This window comes from Clostridium beijerinckii (assembly GCF_008705175.1).
In the GTDB taxonomy this organism is placed as follows: domain Bacteria; phylum Bacillota; class Clostridia; order Clostridiales; family Clostridiaceae; genus Clostridium; species Clostridium beijerinckii.
On the sequence record NZ_CP043998.1, the window covers coordinates 272,136 to 290,797 of the forward strand.

Annotated in this window: 20 protein-coding genes; 13 read left to right on the forward strand and 7 right to left on the reverse strand. The window is 29.7% G+C overall.

Annotation, left to right across the window (positions count from 1 at the left end; all coding sequences use genetic code 11):
* Positions 1-96: 96 nt before the first annotated feature.
* Together F3K33_RS01360 and F3K33_RS01365 are read left to right on the forward strand one after the other, a co-directional pair.
* The gene (locus tag F3K33_RS01360) at positions 97-1,302 is read left to right on the forward strand and encodes an alpha/beta hydrolase family protein (RefSeq protein ID WP_039772654.1); all 1,206 of its coding nucleotides are present in this window, start codon (positions 97-99) and stop codon (positions 1,300-1,302) included.
* Positions 1,303-1,343: 41 nt separating this feature from the next.
* Positions 1,344-1,892 carry a flavodoxin family protein gene (locus F3K33_RS01365; protein WP_039772652.1) on the forward strand — a complete coding sequence of 183 codons (549 nt, stop codon included), beginning with the start codon at positions 1,344-1,346 and terminating at the stop codon, positions 1,890-1,892.
* A gap of 214 nt (positions 1,893-2,106) precedes the next feature.
* On the opposite strand, the gene F3K33_RS01370 is transcribed toward F3K33_RS01365, so the two are convergent.
* From F3K33_RS01370 to F3K33_RS01390, 5 genes are all read right to left on the reverse strand, one after another.
* Positions 2,107-3,432, reverse strand: coding sequence for a CynX/NimT family MFS transporter (locus tag F3K33_RS01370; RefSeq protein WP_039772650.1), 1,326 nt, complete (start codon positions 3,430-3,432; stop codon positions 2,107-2,109).
* A gap of 32 nt (positions 3,433-3,464) precedes the next feature.
* Positions 3,465-3,860 carry a metal-dependent transcriptional regulator gene (locus F3K33_RS01375; protein ID WP_039772648.1) on the reverse strand — a complete coding sequence of 132 codons (396 nt, stop codon included), beginning with the start codon at positions 3,858-3,860 and terminating at the stop codon, positions 3,465-3,467.
* 83 nt (positions 3,861-3,943) lie between these two features.
* Positions 3,944-4,183 (reverse strand): hypothetical protein, encoded by a 240-nt coding sequence (locus F3K33_RS01380; RefSeq protein WP_031275800.1) that lies wholly within the window; start codon positions 4,181-4,183, stop codon positions 3,944-3,946.
* A 382-nt stretch (positions 4,184-4,565) separates the two neighbouring features.
* Positions 4,566-5,039, reverse strand: a complete 474-nt coding sequence (locus tag F3K33_RS01385; protein ID WP_023974760.1) for a MarR family winged helix-turn-helix transcriptional regulator — start codon at positions 5,037-5,039, stop codon at positions 4,566-4,568.
* A gap of 229 nt (positions 5,040-5,268) precedes the next feature.
* Entirely contained in the window at positions 5,269-5,847 is a 579-nt protein-coding gene (locus F3K33_RS01390; protein ID WP_023974759.1) for a cyclase family protein, read from the reverse strand.
* A gap of 168 nt (positions 5,848-6,015) precedes the next feature.
* Between F3K33_RS01390 and F3K33_RS01395 the strand changes: the two genes are divergently transcribed.
* The 8 genes from F3K33_RS01395 (at position 6,016) to F3K33_RS01430 (ending at position 13,433) form a co-directional block, all read left to right on the forward strand.
* Complete coding sequence (locus F3K33_RS01395; protein WP_023974758.1) at positions 6,016-6,504, forward strand: MarR family transcriptional regulator; 489 nt, start codon at positions 6,016-6,018, stop codon at positions 6,502-6,504.
* 16 nt (positions 6,505-6,520) lie between these two features.
* On the forward strand, positions 6,521-7,051 hold the full coding sequence (locus F3K33_RS01400; protein ID WP_023974757.1) for a methyl-accepting chemotaxis protein: 531 nt from the start codon (positions 6,521-6,523) through the stop codon (positions 7,049-7,051).
* A gap of 473 nt (positions 7,052-7,524) precedes the next feature.
* Positions 7,525-7,950: a hypothetical protein gene (locus F3K33_RS01405; protein ID WP_039772645.1), complete on the forward strand. Its 426-nt coding sequence runs from the start codon at positions 7,525-7,527 to the stop codon at positions 7,948-7,950.
* A 63-nt stretch (positions 7,951-8,013) separates the two neighbouring features.
* The gene (locus tag F3K33_RS01410) at positions 8,014-8,811 is read left to right on the forward strand and encodes a hypothetical protein (RefSeq protein WP_011967631.1); all 798 of its coding nucleotides are present in this window, start codon (positions 8,014-8,016) and stop codon (positions 8,809-8,811) included.
* Positions 8,812-8,840: 29 nt separating this feature from the next.
* Positions 8,841-9,539, forward strand: a complete 699-nt coding sequence (locus tag F3K33_RS01415; protein WP_011967632.1) for a hypothetical protein — start codon at positions 8,841-8,843, stop codon at positions 9,537-9,539.
* An 11-nt stretch (positions 9,540-9,550) separates the two neighbouring features.
* On the forward strand, positions 9,551-10,186 hold the full coding sequence (locus F3K33_RS01420) for an ABC transporter ATP-binding protein (RefSeq protein WP_023974754.1): 636 nt from the start codon (positions 9,551-9,553) through the stop codon (positions 10,184-10,186).
* Complete coding sequence (locus F3K33_RS01425; RefSeq protein ID WP_039772641.1) at positions 10,176-10,883, forward strand: hypothetical protein; 708 nt, start codon at positions 10,176-10,178, stop codon at positions 10,881-10,883. Before F3K33_RS01420 ends, F3K33_RS01425 begins: the two co-directional genes overlap by 11 nt.
* 288 nt (positions 10,884-11,171) lie before the next feature.
* On the forward strand, positions 11,172-13,433 hold the full coding sequence (locus F3K33_RS01430) for a glycogen/starch/alpha-glucan phosphorylase (protein WP_039772639.1): 2,262 nt from the start codon (positions 11,172-11,174) through the stop codon (positions 13,431-13,433).
* Positions 13,434-13,566: 133 nt separating this feature from the next.
* Here F3K33_RS01430 and F3K33_RS01435 read toward each other — a convergent pair whose 3' ends face one another.
* Positions 13,567-14,238 carry a helix-turn-helix domain-containing protein gene (locus tag F3K33_RS01435; protein WP_039772637.1) on the reverse strand — a complete coding sequence of 224 codons (672 nt, stop codon included), beginning with the start codon at positions 14,236-14,238 and terminating at the stop codon, positions 13,567-13,569.
* Positions 14,239-14,574: 336 nt separating this feature from the next.
* On the opposite strand from F3K33_RS01435, the gene F3K33_RS01440 reads away from it, so the two are divergent.
* From F3K33_RS01440 to F3K33_RS01450, 3 genes are all read left to right on the forward strand, one after another.
* Positions 14,575-16,578, forward strand: coding sequence for a methyl-accepting chemotaxis protein (locus F3K33_RS01440; protein WP_039772635.1), 2,004 nt, complete (start codon positions 14,575-14,577; stop codon positions 16,576-16,578).
* Between the two features lie 152 nt (positions 16,579-16,730).
* Positions 16,731-17,318, forward strand: coding sequence for a rubrerythrin (gene rbr, locus F3K33_RS01445; protein ID WP_017209758.1), 588 nt, complete (start codon positions 16,731-16,733; stop codon positions 17,316-17,318).
* 157 nt (positions 17,319-17,475) lie between these two features.
* Positions 17,476-17,892, forward strand: a complete 417-nt coding sequence (locus F3K33_RS01450) for a hypothetical protein (RefSeq protein WP_011967639.1) — start codon at positions 17,476-17,478, stop codon at positions 17,890-17,892.
* 83 nt (positions 17,893-17,975) lie between these two features.
* Here F3K33_RS01450 and F3K33_RS01455 read toward each other — a convergent pair whose 3' ends face one another.
* A complete protein-coding gene (locus F3K33_RS01455) occupies positions 17,976-18,593 on the reverse strand; it encodes a HutD family protein (RefSeq protein ID WP_039772633.1) in 618 nt (205 codons plus the stop codon).
* Between the last annotated feature and the right edge of the window lie 69 nt (positions 18,594-18,662).

Here is an 18,662-nt window from a genome sequence, read left to right on the forward strand (position 1 = left end):
AAATATTGTTGGTTGAATACAAATCTATATCTGATATATTTAAATTATAGCAACAAGGTGTTGCATAAACAATAAATACTGCAAAGGAGAATAACTATGAATAATTTGATTTTTAAAGATGATCAATTCGCATCTAAGGTATTAGGACTTCTTGGAGACACTGCTTTCAAAGCTGCTGATATAGGAGAGGTGGTTTCAACAGCAGAAAAGATAAAAGAAGGAGATTATGAGAGCTGGTGTGGAGAATGGACAAAAACAGCCAAGCGTTTGCAAAAAGTTGCAGAGGATAGCTATTCAGATGGTCACTTGATAAGTGCAAGAAAAGCCTATCTTAGAGCATCTAATTATTATAGAATTGCAGAATTTTACCTTCATGAAAATCCAGAAGACCCAAAGATAGATAAGTTATACAACGCGAGCCTAGATTGCTTTTCTAATGTTATGAAACTTAATAAGCCTGTTATTGAAGAAGTGAAAATTCCATATGAAAATACAGTACTTACAGGACATTTTTATAAATTAGAGGATTCAGAGGAACCTAAACCAGTTTTAATTGCTATGACTGGCTTTGATGGAACAAAGGAAGCATTTTACGGAATGGCAATGGATGCACTTGAACACGGTATGCATTGTATTACTTTCGAGGGACCAGGACAAGGAGAGGCCGTACATAAACAACAACTATTTTTCAGACATGACTACGAGAAGGTTATAACCCCAGTTGTAGACTATCTGCTTACAAGAAAAGAAGTTGATCCAAATAAAATTGTCTTATGGGGACAAAGCTTAGGTGGGTATCTTGCTCCTAGAGCTGCAGCTTTTGAACATCGACTTGCAGGCTGCATAGCAAATGGAGGAGTATATGACTTTTTAGGAGGATTTACAAGTATCTTTAATATGCCAAGAGAAGAATTTTTAAATTTCGCACTTTCTGATTCAGAGGGATTTAATAACGCTGTTAAGGAAAAAATGGAATTAAACTCAAAAGCAAAATGGAGTTTTTCACATGGAATGTATGTATTTGGTGTAAATACCCCTGCTGAATTCATTCTAAAGGTTGGAGATTTTTATATGAAAGGATTAGCAGAAAGAATACAATGCCCTACCTTAATCGTTGATTCGGAAAATGACAAACTGCTTAGAGATCAAGCAAGGCAATTGTATGAGGAGATTACCTGCTATAAAGATTTTATTTTATTTACAGCTGAAGAAGGTGCTGAATTTCATTGCCAAGCTGGAGCTAAATTAATTGCAAATGAACGTATTTTTAGTTGGATTGAAAAGATACTAAGGAAGATATAGAAACACAGGATTCAAATTTTTATATTTAGGAGAGATGAAAAATGTCAAAAGTAGTTATTTTTAAGGGTAGTCCAAGAAAGAATGGGTATACTACAAAATTATTAGATCAAGTAGCAAAAGGAGCAAAATCCAAAGGTGCTGAGGTCATTGAATTTGATTTAAATGATACTGGAATCCGTGGATGTCAAGGTTGTTTTTATTGTCGTACTCATGATGGCTGTGCTGTCAATGATTATTTACAACCAATGTATAAAGCTATTGCTGAGGCAGATGCTATTGTATTTGGTTCCCCAATATATATGTATCAAATTACAAGTCAAGCAAAAACTTGGTTAGATCGTACGTTTCCAATGGTTGAAGAGCTTCCAAATAAGTTTATTCCTAGACATCCAGGTAAAAAGTTAATAACTGTATTTGCTCAAGGAAGCTTAGATCCTAAAAAGGGTGCAGAAGCCATTAAATATGTTAATAATATTTTTGATGTATTTGGTTGGAAATTAGAAGATTGCATCCACTACTGTGGAACAGATGATGAAGTTTTTAATGAGTTATCTTTAAGAGCATTTAAAGATGGAGAAAATTTGGCTTAACAAAATGCATTTTAAAAGTTTAACTTTTGTGTCTAAGATATTCACATAACACCATCATGCAGGAAGAGAATTTGCCATATAGTCAGCTGCCATAATAATGTGATTGCTAGCTGTATTGGAAAAAAGGTGGTTTTCATATCAAAACCACCTTTTTGGATGTTATTTTTAAATTAAAAATAGTTTACTACATTAATCTAGATTATAGATAGAAGATCTAGATGGTGGCTTTATTGCTAGTATTTTTACTAACATAAAGATTGCGCGATGCTCCTAGACCGGCCAATAAGCATAATCCGGCAGCACAGATTAAGATAATAAGTGGCAACGTCCAGTTGTTAACTGCATCATGCAGAAAACCAAAAAGCATCGGCCCGAAAGCAGCGAGCAAGTAGCCTCCTGATTGCGCCATGCCGGACAGTCTTGCCGCCTCATCTGCATTTCTTGTACGAGAGCTGAAAAATATAAGAGCTAAGCAAAAAGTAAGCGCTCCGCCAATACCTAATATAATCATCCATAGTGCTGTAAGCTCTGTTTCTCCGAGGAATATTCCCAAAAGCCCTACCAAAACACATATGGAAGCAGTGATAACTAGTGGACGTTGATTAGCCTTACGCCCAGCAAGTACAGAACCAACAAAGGATGTAGGAAGAGATACCAGTTGGTAAAGGGAGAGCATCCATCCTGCTTTGCTTGAATCCATACCTTGATGAACTAAAATAGCTGGTAACCACGCAATCATGCAATAGAGTAGCATAGACTGTAATCCCATATATACTGTCACTTGCCATGCTAAAGGAGATTTCCAGAGATTAATCTTATTAATACTAGTACCATTTGCCTTAACGATCTCCATTTCACCTTTTTTTTCGTGGATGTCTTTGGCGTTTATTCTAATGCCATTATGAACCGTTCTTTGAACAATAGATATTTTTTGTTTTCTTCGTGTAATTTGAGGTATCCAGAGGATAATGGATAAGAAACTAAGTGCAGCCCAAATGCTTAAGGCTACTCCCCATCCTAATCCTGATTCTGAAGCAACGGGGACACTGATACCGGACGCTATAGCGCCAAAAAGGCCCATAGAAGCAGTATAGATGCCTGTCATTACACCGACCCGTTCAGGAAATTCGTGTTTTATTAGGCTGGGAATCAGCACATTACCTACAGAAATTGATAATCCAAGGATTACTGTACCAAGAAACAGTCCTAAATCTCCAAACAACGAACGTAATATAATTCCCAAAGTCAGGAAGATAAGTGACCAAAAAAGCACTAACTTAGTGCCAAATTTTCGCGCCAAATTTGGAGCGAAAGGTGAAAATCCTGCAAAAGCGAATAACGGAAGTGTTGTAATCATACCCGCCAATGTATTTGAAATATGTAAGCTTCTACGAATTTCATCGATCAACGGGCCAACTGCTGTTAAAGGTGCACGCAAATTCGCTGCAGTAAATGTAATTCCGATTATCAGCACTATTTGTATAGATCTTCTTGAATATGGATGTAGGTTCTTTTTCTGTTCATTACGTAATTGATTCATTTATATAGTTTCTCCTTAAAATTATCATATGTTTATACTTGATTTAAATATTTTTTTAAAGCAAAAGTAGCTTCATCACTGATAATATGCTCCATTTTGCAGGCATCTTCACTTGCTGTTTGCTCATTAACATTGCAATAGACAATTAAGAATTGTTTTATTAGCTGAAACTTAGTTGTAATTATTTGGCCTTGTTTACGTCCTTCATCAGTGAGATGGATTTCCCCGCCTAAAGGCTTAACAACTAATCCGGCCTCTTGCAAGATAGCCACAGCATTATTAATACTTGGCTTTGAAAATCCTAAATAAGCAGCAAGGTCAATCGAACGTACCGATTGTGTTTTTTCAGATAACTTATATATGGCTTTTAAATATTCTTCTTTTGAAGGACTAAGTTTTTTCTGGGAATAACGCCTATTTTGATACATCACTGATCCTCCTTGCATTAATTATAGATTGAAGCGTATTGGTGGTATACACTTTGGTACAATTCTTCATTTATCTTATTTTTTTAGAGTCCATCAAATTTATTGCTTTCCAATTTGTTATTGGAAAGATTCGTTGGTGGAAATATTGGACACTCATATGGATAAGAACCAAAGAGAACGCATGAGGCTAAAGAAGTATAGATAGTCCATAAACTCATTTCAGTAGTCCATAAACCTCTTTCATCAGCATCAAGTGGCTTTCTCTTACTCACTTTACTATTATCAAAACTCAGAAATGACTTTAATGATTTTTTCTTTTTCATATTATCTCCTCCTAACTTAATTGTGATGAAAAGTGTATAGCATCCATACACATGCATAAAATTTTAATTAAAAAATTTAATTTTGCTTATCATGAATGAGAAAAATTCCAATTCATGTTTGGAGGCATTTTGTGGTTCATATCCAACTGTATTTGCAACAATAGAATGGTAGTTCACATAGTTACTATGAGTTTCTTGCTTTGATTATAGATAAATGGTGTATGGTTGCCATATACTTTGGGGTAATTGTTTATATATTCACTTACATATTTTGTAATTATCAGAAGTCATATCTGACCTCTGATAATTTTCTCTTTTTGATATTAGCATTTTCTAGCTTAAATTATAATGAATATAGAATCCATGCACTTGCGTAAAGTATTTATTCATCAAAGTTTTCATTAAAGAATTTAACTTTGTTTATCATAGACGATAAAAAGTTTGACAAAAATTCTAATTCATATTCGGAAGCATTTTGTAGCTCATCTTCAAACATTCTGTTCAAAATAGAATGATAGTACATATGGCTGCTATGAGCTTTTTTACCTTTTTCACTCAGATTCAACGAATATCTAGATAAATTAAGATTATCAATTTCCTTTACAACCAGAGCCTTTCTCTCTAGCTTTTTGAGGATTTCGGAAACAGACCCTTTTGTTACTCCTAGAATATCTGCTAATCCACCCACATGAATACCAGGATGTTCAGCAATGGCCTTTATTATATGAATTTCAGAGTGAAAAATTGGCACATCAGTTCCGAAATAGCGTGTCTTTTTATCAAGATCGATTAAGGCAAATGCTAAATCAAGAGAATCATATGCAATTTTATGTTTGTTATCTATAAATCTATCCATGACAATAGTATATGGTTACCATACACTTTTGTCAAGTGACCGTTGAATCAATATTTTATATATCGTAATGAGATGATATACAGCAGGGCAAATGCTAAAAAACCACTTTTATAAAAGGAGAAGAAATATGACTGTGACATAATTTCTATAAATATTAAGCATGCATAAGTTCGTGTAAGTAAATTTCATGCATGCTTATATTATATATTAATAGAAATTTAATATAAGTTTATATATCAGCAATTACTCTGCAAGATAGACCAGAGAAGCCGCTCATGTTTGTAGGGAAAGTATATACTGTGAAAGATTTTTTAGGAGCTTCTTTTAATAATAAATCTAAATTAACAAGATTTTCAATGATGAAAATTCTCTTTTCTGCACAATGTAAATCAATACGATGATGATCTTTAGGTTTTTTAGCTCCTGCCATATCTACTCCTATAAAGCTTACCTTCTTATTAATAAGATAATCTACTAGTTCATCAGATAATTCGATGTATGTTGAAAAATATTCTTTTGTACCATATCCATATTGCTTTAATATCCCTGAATGAAATAATACAAAATCATTCTCTTTTATGTCGCTTAAATCTAAATTTTCTAATTTTACTTCACCAGTTTTTATATGGCTTATATCAAATATTTTACCGTTTGTAATAATATTATCTAGTGAAAATTCCCCATTCATGACATCTAAATGAGTGCCTATATGTCCAGATTTTTCAGCTGCTTCATTAGTGGCTTTAGTAGTAGCGTGTATTTCATCTAACATTTCTTTTTTAATTTTAAAACTTAAATCAATTTTCATTTTATAACCTCCAATATATTTGAATAGTTTCCTGGGAAACAACATCATAATATCATAATATTATTTCCTTGTAAACTATTTTTTTGAAAATAATATTGAATATGTGCATAATAACAGTTATAATATAGTTGTTTCCAAAGAAATTAATTTTAAAGGGAGATTACAATTATGAACAAAGAAAATGCAAAATTTGAGATGGATTTAACAATAAATAAGCTTGTAACAGCTTTTGAACATATAAATAATTCAATGGACAGTCACGGGGATGAAATAAAAAATTTGCTAATCCAATATAATCATAAGGATCTTTATGATATGGGTCTAATGCTTTCGGAAATTCACGTAATTGATTGTATTGGAAAAAATCAATTAATTAATGCAACATTTATATCAAAAGAATTAAATATGACGAAAGGTGCTATATCTAAGATTACCAGTAAGTTGCTAAAGAAAGAATTGATAAAAGGAAATCACTTAGAAAATAATAAAAAAGAAATTTATTATACACTGACAGCGCAAGGCAAAGAAGTTTTTAAAGTACATGAAATGCTTCATAAAATTGAGAGCGAGAAGTTTGTGAAAATATTAAGTAAATATGATAAAGAGGAACTAGGTATTATAAGTAGTTTTTTAGATGATTTAATAAGCGAGCTTTAGGGAGGAGAAGATAATAATGCAAGAAAATAACAATTTAATAAATAATGGAGAAATTCAGACAAAAGAATGCATTGAAACTATATCTAATTTACTAAATGAAGTGAGAGGAAATATAACTTTCTCAGAGGAAGTAGCTAACAGAGGAGATGAAATGAATAGTTTTATTGAAACCTTTGAAGAGCTTTTAGCTCATACAAAATTTATAGAAAATATATCATCTGAGATAAATAATGTTGCGTCTAGAACTAATCTGCTAGCACTTAATGCATCAATAGAGGCTGCAAGAGCAGGTGATGCTGGAAGAGGATTTTCGGTAGTGGCAGATGAAGTTAAAAAGCTTTCTATTGGCACTAAAGAATTGGTTTTAAGTATGAATGATACATTGAAAAAGATGTATTGTTTGACTGAGGATGCAAATGATGAAATAGAAAAATTAAAGAATCGGTTAAAAAATATTCAGCAATCTAGAAATAACTTTTCTAAATTAAGTAATGAAATAGATATTATAGTCAGTAAATTTGATGAATTGAGAAAAATGGCATATTAATTAGTATATTAAAAAAATATTTTGATAGAGCTTTATTCCAAATATATATAGCATGAAGAAATCAGGTTTAATTCTGAATCTTTATGCTTATTTTATTTTCGAAACTAACTATAGGAAGCATAATATATGATAATTTATAGATTTAAAAAAAGTTCTATCAGGTTAAAAGAATTCGAATTAAAATTAGAATCTAAGCAATGTTATATATAATAAAGTAAGAGATAAAATATTTAAATTTAGATTGGGCAATTTGGTTTTATTTATATTTTTATTAAGAATAATTATAGGTTATTAGCATAAAACGGCTGCTTTTTGGAATAAAAAGAAAATTTTTGATAATTTGAACTTAGTACCAAAAAGTTTACGTTTAATGCATAAATTTGTATGATTAGAGAAAAAGCTATTTAATTAATTACAATATTGTGAGAATATGTAATTGTAAATAATCTACAATTTAAAGGGGGAGAATAACCATGAAAAAAAACTTAATAGCTAAAATCACTTTAGGAGCATTACTATGCGCTAGCATTATACCAGCAGCAGCAAGCTCGCACTACAAAACTTTACCATTAAATAGCTCAAATGCAATACTCCAACCACATCAACAAGTAACTGATATGGGATACCGCGCAAAAAATCATGATGATAAAGAGGTAGCAATTTTAGCAAAGAGCATGCAAGGTACAACAAAAGTTGATATGCGTGCGTTAGATGCTAATGGAAATTCTGTTTTGGATTGGAAGAGCATTAGTACCTATTCAGGTTGGCAAAATTGTACCATTCATCCTGTTGACGGAACAGTAATCCAAAAGGGATCTCCAATAGATATGCAACTTCGTGATCATTATGATCATAAAAATACTAGCTATATCACTGATGGAGAATTAGATTATCAATAAACAATTTAATTGTGAAAAGAGAGCTTAAATGCTCTCTTTTCACAATCAAATGGGAGGAAAAAAATGAAGAATGAATTAAAAATGGAATTTAGCAGATGTTTAAATAGTAAGAAGTTTAAATATTGTTTTTCTATTTTATTTGGGTTAACAATTTTATCATATGCAATGTTATTTAAACAAACATTTCAGCGCAATTCATTACAATTGGGAAAGACGACAGATTACAGTATGATAATTAGCTCTAGTGATATAAGAACTATATTTTTAACATTTGTATTAATTGCTCCGTTAATATGTACCTTAATGTATAGTGATTCTTTTATAGAGCAGAGAGAGAATAACATGTATTCAATTTTTTTAATGAGATCAGGTAAGAAAAGATATATAATAGCCAAAACAATTACAATATTTACAGTTACATTTGTTTCTATATTTTTTATACTTGGATTTAATGAAATATTAACATGGATATCAATACCTGATGTAGGCATCAATAATGGACAACCTGCATACTTAATAATTCAAAATAATAAAGCAGAGTATTTTTTACAAGATATTTATGATAGATTTCCGCACTTATATAATTTTATTATTATTATTATTACCGCATTATTTTGTTCAATATCCTCATTAATAGCATTTAATTTATCGATGATATTTAAAATAAATAAAATAATAATGGTTATTATAACATTTTTAATAGTTAATGGGACTGAAATGTTTTTGTCTGATGATTATCAAATGCAAATGTATATTCAAACTTGGCCAGCTGAGTTTAAAAAATTTTTAATGGTATTATCTATTTGGATATTACTAACAGTGATTACATTTGTGATAGGAATAAAGAAAGAAATTATTTAGTTATAAAAAGAAAGGAAAGCATATAGTTTATGAGCATATATTTAAAGAAAGCGTTATTAGATATTAAATCAATCTTTTTATTTCTATTTATATTTGCAGTTTTAATATATAATTTTTCAATAGGTACAACTGCGAATTATAGTAATTTCGATATTTATGATATCGGGGTAGGCTTTTTCAGCAGAATAGGAGCAATCATGTTAGCATACTTACTATTGCTGAGTATACTTATAGATTATTATGATAAAGATTATATAATAATCAGATTTCAAACTATAGAGAAATGGAGATTGTCTATAATAAAGAACCAAATATTCCTAGCAATAATTTTTACACTTATATTGAATGTAATACCAGTCATATATATAGTCTTAAATTCATCTGTTATAAAATATGACAATTGGAAGATGTATCTAGCAATTAATACAATAACTCAAGCTGCTGCATTCATGTCAGTAGGTTTTTTTGCTACATTAGTGTATTTCAAAACATTGAATTTAAAGTTCGCTATAACAATTCCTTTCATAATATATTCCATATTAAACTTAATTGATAACTTTCTATTGAATCAATATCTTAATATTTCTGCAAGCTTTTCAATACCTTGCGGTTCTAATGATTTCATTATTTATGAAGTATGTAGGAAAACATTAATTATAGCATTGATTTTTTATATTATATCTACATCAATTAAGAAAAAAAGAGATATGTTTAATTTTGAAGGTTAGTAGGAGGAGTTATGAGTTACATTGAATTAAAGAATGTTAGTAAAGTAGTAAAAGATTCTAAAATTTTAGATAGTATAAGTTTATCTTTAGAAAAAGGAAAAATTTATGGATTCCTAGGGAGTAATGGATCAGGGAAGACTATGCTATTTAGAACTATCTCAGGATTAATTAGACCAACAAGTGGTGAGGTCTCAATTAATGACAAAGTGATTGGAAAAGAAATTGATTTCCCTGAATCATGTGGTATAACTATTGAGAATACAGGGTTTTGGAATGATCAAACTGGATTTGATAATTTGAAGAATATAGCAAGTATAAAGAATATAGTGGATGATAGAGCTATAATGGAATCAATGCAAAGAATAGGGTTAAATCCACAAGATAAAAGAAAATTTAGAAAATATTCATTAGGAATGAAACAAAAATTAGCTTTAGTACAAGCATTTATGGAATCTCAAGATCTTATTATATTAGATGAACCTACTAATTCTCTGGACGAAGAGTCGGCAATCAGAGTGAGAAATATATTAAGAGAAGAAAGGAGCAGAGGAGCAACTATTTTAATAGCTAGTCATATTAGTGAGGACATTGATAGGTTAGCTGATAAGAAGTTTAAAGTTGATCTTGGTAGAGTATATGAAATTTAAATCAGAAAAAAATTTATTTTATCTTATTATATTTTTAATAATATGTATAGGCATAATATCATCATTAATATTAAGATCATCTATCATCAATTATGATTATAATAAATTTCTCTCAGAAAAGAATCAATATTCATATTATCCATATAAAGATTTAAGATATTCAGGTAGTGTATTCACAGATATAAGCGATGAAAATAATATTGATATGAGTGATTTTTCAGATTATATAGTAGAAGGAGTTGCAACAGGTGAACATGAAATTTTAGATAGTGCGGTTTTGACTCAGATTAACATTACCAAAGTTATCAAGGGGAATATTAATAAGGAAAGTATTTATATTTATGAACCTGTATCTATAGAAATAGGTGGAAATCATTCCAAACAGCTTGAATCTATGTTAGGTTACAATTTAATTAAAAATGATGAAGAGTATGTTTTCTGCATAAACGATTTTTCTAATATTGCAGATCATGCTTACACAGATAAAGAGAAAAATTCATACATATATAAGAACCCATTTTTAGGGAAGTTCCCTATAAAGAATGATAGCTCGGATTTTAGAATTGTAGAGGAAAATGAATTCGATAATAATATCAACTATAATGAGTATGCAAACTATGAACAAATATTTTCATCTAAAAAAAGTATGGATACTTATTTTAAATGTAAGGAACAACTTATGCAGATAATAAATTAATAATTCCAATATAATAGGTATAAATATTTAAATATTAAGTATATAAATTTTAAATTTGATCCTATAGGATAGATAATTTTATAAAAGTCTATCCTATAGGCTATTTTTTTGAGGACTAATCATAAATTATTTTTATAGAAATTTATGAACCTAAAATTCACATGATAAATATACAAAATATAATAGAAATATACAATCGGTTTGAATGTAAATTGATATAATAAGGCTAAATCGAAGATATTACTCATGGGTATAAAAATAAATAATTTATTTAAGGTGGGAAATTATATGTTAGAAAAAAATTTAAACGAAATCTTAAAGAAAAGGTTTAATAAGATAGCAAGAGAAGCGAGTAATGAAGAAATCTATTTAGCATTATTAGAATTAACAAAGGGAACAATCAAGAAAAAGAGTGTTAATAGAGGGAAGAGAAAATTATATTATATTTCTGCTGAATTTTTAATTGGCAAATTACTATCGAATAACTTAATTAATTTAGGTCTTTATGAAGATGTTAAAGATGTTTTGACTAAGAATGGTAAGAAGTTAGCTGAAATTGAAGAAATTGAATTAGAACCTTCGCTAGGAAATGGTGGACTTGGAAGATTAGCAGCTTGCTTCATAGACTCTATTGCAACTTTAGGATTAAATGGAGATGGTGTAGGACTAAACTATCACTTTGGATTATTTAAACAAGTTTTTGAAGATCATAAGCAAAAAGCTGTTAAGAATCCATGGATAACAAGTGAAAGTTGGTTAAATAAATCTGATATTAAGTTTGAAGTTCCATTTGCAGGATTCATAGTCACTTCAACACTTTATGATATAGATGTAACTGGCTATAATCAAGAATTATCAAATAAACTTCATCTATTTGATGTAGATACAATAGATGAAACTTTAGTTAAAGAAGGAATTGATTTTGACAAAGAAGATATTAAGAAGAACTTAACATTATTCTTATATCCTGATGATAGTGATGAGGCTGGACGCTTATTAAGAATATATCAACAATATTTTATGGTTAGTAATGCTGCACAATTAATATTACTTGAAGCAGATGAAAATGGGTATGATCTTCATAAATTACATGAACATGTTGTTGTTCAAATTAATGATACGCACCCATCTATGGTTATTCCTGAATTGATAAGGCTGCTCGGGGAAAGAGGCATACCTATGTCAGAAGCCATTGAAATAGTATCTAAGACTTGTGCCTATACGAACCATACAATATTAGCAGAAGCTTTGGAAAAGTGGCCTATAGCTTATTTGCAAAAGGTTGTTCCACACTTATTACCAATTATTAGAGAATTGGACAATCGGGCTAAACTTAAATTTAAAGATGAAAAAGTAGCTATTATAGATAAAGATATGAGAGTGCACATGGCTCATATGGATATTCACTATGGATATAGTGTAAATGGTGTTGCTGCTCTCCATACTGATATCTTAAAAGAAGAAGAGTTAAAGCCATTCTATGATATATATCCAGAAAAATTCAATAATAAAACTAATGGCATAACCTTCAGAAGATGGTTAATTTATTGTAATAATAAACTTGCTAATTATATTTCAGAACTTATCGGAGATGGATATAAGAAAGATGCTGCTAAGCTAGAAGAATTAGATAAGTTCATAAATGATAAAATAGTGTTAAGTAAGATTGGGGAAATTAAAAAAGAAAATAAGATTGCATTAAAGCAATATTTAAAAGAAACACAAGGGGTAGAAATTGATGAAAATTCTATCTTTGATATTCAAATTAAAAGACTTCATGAGTACAAGAGACAACAAATGAATGTACTTTATATTATTTATAAATATCTGGATATAAAGAAGGGGAATAGGCCAACTACACCTATAACAATGATATTCGGAGCTAAGGCTGCACCAGCTTATGTAATTGCACAAGATATAATTCATACTATTCTTTGTCTACAAGAAATAATTAATAATGATCCAGAAGTTAATAAATATCTAAAAGTTATTATGGTTGAAAACTATAATGTGACTAAGGCTTCTAAGTTAATACCTGCTTGTGATGTTTCTGAACAAATCTCGCTTGCATCTAAGGAAGCATCAGGTACTGGTAACATGAAGTTCATGCTAAATGGTGCATTAACTCTAGGAACTGAAGATGGAGCTAATGTTGAAATTCACGAATTAGTTGGAGCTGAAAATATCTATATATTTGGTGAATCTTCTGAAAAAGTTATCGAGCATTATAAGAATGCAGATTATGTTTCTAATGAATTCTATAAAAAGCCAGAAATAAAAGAATTGGTTGACTTTATCATAAGTGATGAAATGATAAAAGTTGGGGATGAAGAAAATCTTACAAGACTTCATAAAGAATTAGTTAATAAGGATTGGTTCATGACTTTACTTGATGTTGAGGATTATATAAACACAAAAGATATGGTATTTAAAGATTATGAAGATAGAGAAGCTTGGAACAAAAAAGTGTTAATGAATATTAGCAAAGCGGGATTTTTCTCTTCAGATCGTACAATTGCTCAATACAATGAAGATATTTGGAAGCTATAATTTATAAATAGAATAATAATTTAGTTTAAGTGGTATCGATCCCGGTTAGCAGCAAATTTAACTGATAAGAAAGACTAAAAATTTGAGAGTTCAAGTTTTTAGTCTTCTTTTTATTAAAGTAAAAGTTTGTTTATTATCCAAAATTATTGTTCCTATATTCAGAAGGTGAAACACCAGTAAATGATTTAAATACTTTATGGAAATGGCTTTGATCATGAAAACCTAAGGTTAAGCCTATTTCTAAAATGCTACTAGTTGTAGTTACAAGCAATACTTTAGCCCTATCAATTCTTATTTTTTTTGCATATTTCATAATAGTCATGCCCATATGTTTTTTAAAGCAATCTGATATATAGCCTTCAGATAGATTTAATTCTCCAGATAATTTTTTTAATGAGATTTGGCTTTCAATATTAAGATGTAAGTGCTTCAGAATTCTATTTATGACAAAGTTATCTTTCACTTCAACGTCATTTATAAGGAGATTAATGTATGTATCTATCATTTGTATTTCAATAGTTTGTAAATCGTCTATAGTATTAAGGGTAGGGATTAAAGTATAGAATTTGTTGTATATTGGATGAAGATATCTCGTTAAAATGCCATTTTCAACTATTTCTCTAGTATACATAGCATTCCAAATAAGCAAATCGTTTTTCTTATCCTGTATAGATATCTCATCGGAAATTTCATCGGAATGCTTTTTTTTAACTATTTCTAAGATTTGCGGCTTTGCTCTAAGTTTTATTAAGAATGATATGTCATTATTAAAAATACTCATATCTGATATGAATGAATTATCCAAGGTAATTTCCTCCACACACTCTACTATTATAAATATATATTAAATATATACATATTATATTAAATATGTACAAGTACAATCAAGTATTAGTAAGTAAGGTAGATGTAATTAATGAAGATTAATATGGTAAAAATAGTATAATTTTCGACTCGATTTTATGCTAAAAGTTAATAATATTATAGTATATATGTAAAGAAATTGAACTATCAGTGCGATAATAAAAAGAATATGTAAATTGTTATTGTAAAAATTAAAAGGGAAAATAATGCAAATAGATAACAGATTTGATTAAGTTAAATTGTTATTTGTTCAATTTTATGAAAAGGGGTAATAGTAATGAAAACGAAAAAGTTTAGGGTTAACACTATTCGCAGCAAACTAGTTATTAGCTTAATAGGAATTTGTGTGATTCCCCTAATAATATTAGGTTATGGTGCCAATATACAGGCTAAATCCATCCTTAATGAAAAACTAAAATTAACAAGCCAGCAAACGCTTTTAGAAGTGAATGATGGAATTAGCAGCTATTTTGATGGATTCAGTAATATGATAACTATGACATCCACAGATTATAACTTTGTTAACAGTGATAAGAGTGAGCAAGCAGCATACATACCAGAAAGTCTAAAGAATTTAAAAGAAAGTAATAGTAATATTTTTAGTTCATATTTTGCAACTACTGATGGGAAATTTGATATATATCCTAATAGTAAAATGCCAGAAGGATTTGATCCAAGAGAAAGGCCTTGGTATAAGCAAGCTGCAGATAATAAAGGAAAAGTAATAATAACGTTGCCGTTTACAGATGCTCAGACAGGGAAAAATGTTGTGTCTATTGCAAAGACAGTGGAAAGAGATGGGAAAGTCATAGGAGTTTGCGCTATGAATGTTTCTTTAGAGACACTTACAGAAAAAATAAGTATGAAAAAGATAGGAAGAACAGGATATGTTTTTATTTCTGATGTAGAAGGTAAAAGTATGATAGCGCATCCCAATAAAGATTTATTAGGAACTGATGCAGCATCTAAACAATCTTTTTGGAATGATGCTAAGACTAATGAAAAGGGATTTATAACGTATACCTTTAATAATACAAAGAAGTTTGGAGTATATGAAACTAATAATATTACAGGTTGGAAATTAGTAGCGACGTTAGATGAAAAAGAGCTATCAAATGATACAAATTCAATATTAACTACAACTTTAATTATAATAGTAGTTATATGCTTTATTTCAATAGTTTTATCTTTATTATTAAGTAAAGGAATAGCACATAATATTAAGAAATTAAAAGAAGTATTTGAAAAAGCCTCAAGTGGAGATTTAACTGTCTCTATTACTTCATCTACAAAAGATGAATTTATGGATTTAGCTAATTCATTTAATGAAATGCTAAAGAATATTTCAGAGCTTATGAACAATGTAACTAAATCATCAAAAACAGTTTTGGAAACGTCATCGAATCTTGCAAGTATGTCTGAGGAAGTAACTGCATCTATAGGAGAGGTTGCAAAAGCAATAGAAGAGGTATCAGAAGGGGCAACAAATCAATCGCAAAATGCTCAAAATGGAGTTACAGAAATGAATGACTTATCTAGTAGACTAGATAAAATAAGTGTAAATTCTAATGAAATGGACAAACTATCAGCAAGCACCAAAGAATTAGGTGCTAAAGGATTATCTATGATAGATACACTAATAGAGAAATCAAAGAAAACTAAAATAGCTACAGGTGAAGTTGATAGCATAGTTAGAGATATGGATGAAAGTACTAGAAAGATAAATACTATATCTGAAACAATCTCGCAAATAACAGAGCAAACTAATTTACTGGCACTAAATGCAAGTATAGAATCTGCACGAGCAGGGGAAGCAGGAAAAGGGTTTGCAGTTGTAGCAGAGGAAATAAGAAAACTCGCGGAACAATCAAAATCATCAACAGAAGAAATCAAAGTTATTATTACAAATATCCAGAGTAAGTCTGATACAGCGGTTAAAGCGATTAAATCTACAGAAAGTGTAGTGACAGAGCAAGATTTAGCAGTAGGAAAGACACAGGAGATATTTAGCGAAATCCTTAGATCAATTGAAACAATGATAAGCAAGGTTGATGAGATAAAGACTTCTATTATTGATGTTGATGAGAAAAAGAAAAAAGCGGTATTAGAAATTGAGAATATATCACTAATATCACAGGAAACTGCTTCAGCTTCAGAAGAAGTAACTGCATCAACAGAGGAAATAACAGCAGTTATGGATAGATTCACAAAATATGCGGATGAGCTACAATTATTGGCGGAAAAGTTAGATGAAGAAATAAGTAAGTTTAAAATGACATAGGTAGAATTACAAGTTGAATTTGATGTAAGAATCTAATTCAACTTGTTCTTTATTTGTAGGAATAATAATGAATTAGAGTTAAAAGCATCCTAGATAATTTAATTATTTAGTGGTATCATTATATAGAGAATTTGTATATTGGAGGTATGATTATGAAGAGTTTAAAAGGAAGCAAAACAGCAGTAAATTTAATGAAATCATTCGCAGGGGAAAGCCAAGCTAGAACTAGATATACTTACTATTCTAGTATTGCTAAAAAAGAAGGGTTTGTGCAAATTGCGAACATATTCTTAGAAACAGCAGAACAAGAAAAAGAACATGCAAAAAGGTTTTATAAATTCCTTAAGGATGATTATGTTGACGAGCAGATAGAAATACAAGCATCTTACCCAGTCTCATTCCACGAAAGTACATTGAAAAACTTACTTGCAGCAGCTTCAGGAGAAAATGAAGAATGGACAGACCTTTATCCAAGTTTTGCAAAAACAGCTGAAGAGGAAGGATATCCAGAAATTGCAGTAGTTTATAGAAAGATAAGTGAAGTTGAAGCACGACATGAGGCTAGATATAAAAAACTAGCTAAAAATATTGAAGATGGAACAGTATTTAAGAAGGATGAAGTAACTCTTTGGAAGTGTGGCAATTGCGGATTTATATATGAAGGCAAAGAAGCACCAGTTGCATGTCCTGCATGTGCACATCCACAAGCATACTTTGAAGTATTTGTTGAAAATTATTAATATAGAAATCAAATAGACATGCATTGAGGGAACACTTATATTTAAGTTTAAATTAAGTGTTTCCTTTTTTGCGTTGGTATTTTTGAAAATTTAGACAGTTCATATTTACCGTGTTAAAATAAAAGAAGTATATAAAAATAAGACAGATGGTGAGTATATGATTAAAGCTAAATTAGAAAAGAATAAAAGTGGAAAAATAATATTTAAATTAAAAATAGATAGCGATTATAAAGAAAATATTTTATTTAAAAGAGCTATTATGGAATCAAAAGAAATTAAGGGACGATATCAATATGAAGTACCTTTAAGATTCTTTATTCCAATATGTAAAAATGTAGGTAGAGAGAATTTAGTATTAGATAAGAGATGCATATTATCTTATTTGGAATTCTCAGATTATTATGATGAAAATTATTATACAGATATAGATGCTACCGCAAAATATATGAAAAAATGGAGAGAAGAAGGTTGTCCTGATATTTATAGAATAACTATAGATAAAGATAGCTATGAAATAACAAAGGAGGTAGTCTTTAAGAAGCCTAAGGTAGTAATTAAGGACTTCAGTTTATAATATGTATTTTAAAAGAAAAATAAAAAGGAGTTATCTCAAATTAGAAGTAATTTGAGATGAAGCCTTTTTAATGCATTCTAGTATTATTGACTATAAATTACGCTTGCTATTATATTAGTAATTTCTAATGAATTGCTAGAGAGTAAAAATTCATGTATAGAACTTAGGTTTAAGGATTTAAGCAATAGCAAATCATTAGTATTAGCTTTGAAAATTTTATTGTTAATAGTAAATTTAAAGCTACCACTTACAACATAAAAACAAATGGCTATAAGTTCCTTATCTAATTGAACTTGATATTTGAATACACACTTTTTTCTAGGCGTAATATTTAAATGAACTAATTCACCATTATAATTCTCTCTTGTCATTAAGTTAAAAACAGAGGCTTTTCCATAAGTTTTTGTTTTCCAATCACCCATGAAGCTATCTTGTTCAAAGGCTTTTAGTAATTTCCTATACTTATTTTTATGATCAAGGGTTATTTTGCCTTCAGTAACCATAAATTTACGTGAAACATTTGTAAGATCGCTAAAAGTAGATTCCGGTATATCAATTTTAGCTATACCAAGTCTCCATAAGAAGTTCCGGCTTGCATAATCAGAATCTACTGGATATGTTATTAATTCTGTCGCCATTCCACCAGACCAAAATGTCGGCTTATAGCTCTTTTCTCTTATTAATTCAACATCGTAGTTCATAAATTACTCTCCCTTTATTTATCACATATTTTATGTTCATTATATTAAAAGATATATGTATAATCAATA

What these genes read in the sequence shown, in the direction of transcription:
- F3K33_RS01360 (WP_039772654.1), top strand. Translation starts at nt 97, where the DNA reads ATGAATAATTTGATTTTTAAAGATGATCAATTCGCATCTAAGGTATTA.
- F3K33_RS01365 (WP_039772652.1), top strand. Translation starts at nt 1,344, where the DNA reads ATGTCAAAAGTAGTTATTTTTAAGGGTAGTCCAAGAAAGAATGGGTAT.
- F3K33_RS01370 (WP_039772650.1), bottom strand. Translation starts at nt 3,432, where the DNA reads ATGAATCAATTACGTAATGAACAGAAAAAGAACCTACATCCATATTCA.
- F3K33_RS01375 (WP_039772648.1), bottom strand. Translation starts at nt 3,860, where the DNA reads ATGTATCAAAATAGGCGTTATTCCCAGAAAAAACTTAGTCCTTCAAAA.
- F3K33_RS01380 (WP_031275800.1), bottom strand. Translation starts at nt 4,183, where the DNA reads ATGAAAAAGAAAAAATCATTAAAGTCATTTCTGAGTTTTGATAATAGT.
- F3K33_RS01385 (WP_023974760.1), bottom strand. Translation starts at nt 5,039, where the DNA reads ATGGATAGATTTATAGATAACAAACATAAAATTGCATATGATTCTCTT.
- F3K33_RS01390 (WP_023974759.1), bottom strand. Translation starts at nt 5,847, where the DNA reads ATGAAAATTGATTTAAGTTTTAAAATTAAAAAAGAAATGTTAGATGAA.
- F3K33_RS01395 (WP_023974758.1), top strand. Translation starts at nt 6,016, where the DNA reads ATGAACAAAGAAAATGCAAAATTTGAGATGGATTTAACAATAAATAAG.
- F3K33_RS01400 (WP_023974757.1), top strand. Translation starts at nt 6,521, where the DNA reads ATGCAAGAAAATAACAATTTAATAAATAATGGAGAAATTCAGACAAAA.
- F3K33_RS01405 (WP_039772645.1), top strand. Translation starts at nt 7,525, where the DNA reads ATGAAAAAAAACTTAATAGCTAAAATCACTTTAGGAGCATTACTATGC.
- F3K33_RS01410 (WP_011967631.1), top strand. Translation starts at nt 8,014, where the DNA reads ATGAAGAATGAATTAAAAATGGAATTTAGCAGATGTTTAAATAGTAAG.
- F3K33_RS01415 (WP_011967632.1), top strand. Translation starts at nt 8,841, where the DNA reads ATGAGCATATATTTAAAGAAAGCGTTATTAGATATTAAATCAATCTTT.
- F3K33_RS01420 (WP_023974754.1), top strand. Translation starts at nt 9,551, where the DNA reads ATGAGTTACATTGAATTAAAGAATGTTAGTAAAGTAGTAAAAGATTCT.
- F3K33_RS01425 (WP_039772641.1), top strand. Translation starts at nt 10,176, where the DNA reads ATGAAATTTAAATCAGAAAAAAATTTATTTTATCTTATTATATTTTTA.
- F3K33_RS01430 (WP_039772639.1), top strand. Translation starts at nt 11,172, where the DNA reads ATGTTAGAAAAAAATTTAAACGAAATCTTAAAGAAAAGGTTTAATAAG.
- F3K33_RS01440 (WP_039772635.1), top strand. Translation starts at nt 14,575, where the DNA reads ATGAAAACGAAAAAGTTTAGGGTTAACACTATTCGCAGCAAACTAGTT.
- rbr (WP_017209758.1), top strand. Translation starts at nt 16,731, where the DNA reads ATGAAGAGTTTAAAAGGAAGCAAAACAGCAGTAAATTTAATGAAATCA.
- F3K33_RS01450 (WP_011967639.1), top strand. Translation starts at nt 17,476, where the DNA reads ATGATTAAAGCTAAATTAGAAAAGAATAAAAGTGGAAAAATAATATTT.
- F3K33_RS01455 (WP_039772633.1), bottom strand. Translation starts at nt 18,593, where the DNA reads ATGAACTACGATGTTGAATTAATAAGAGAAAAGAGCTATAAGCCGACA.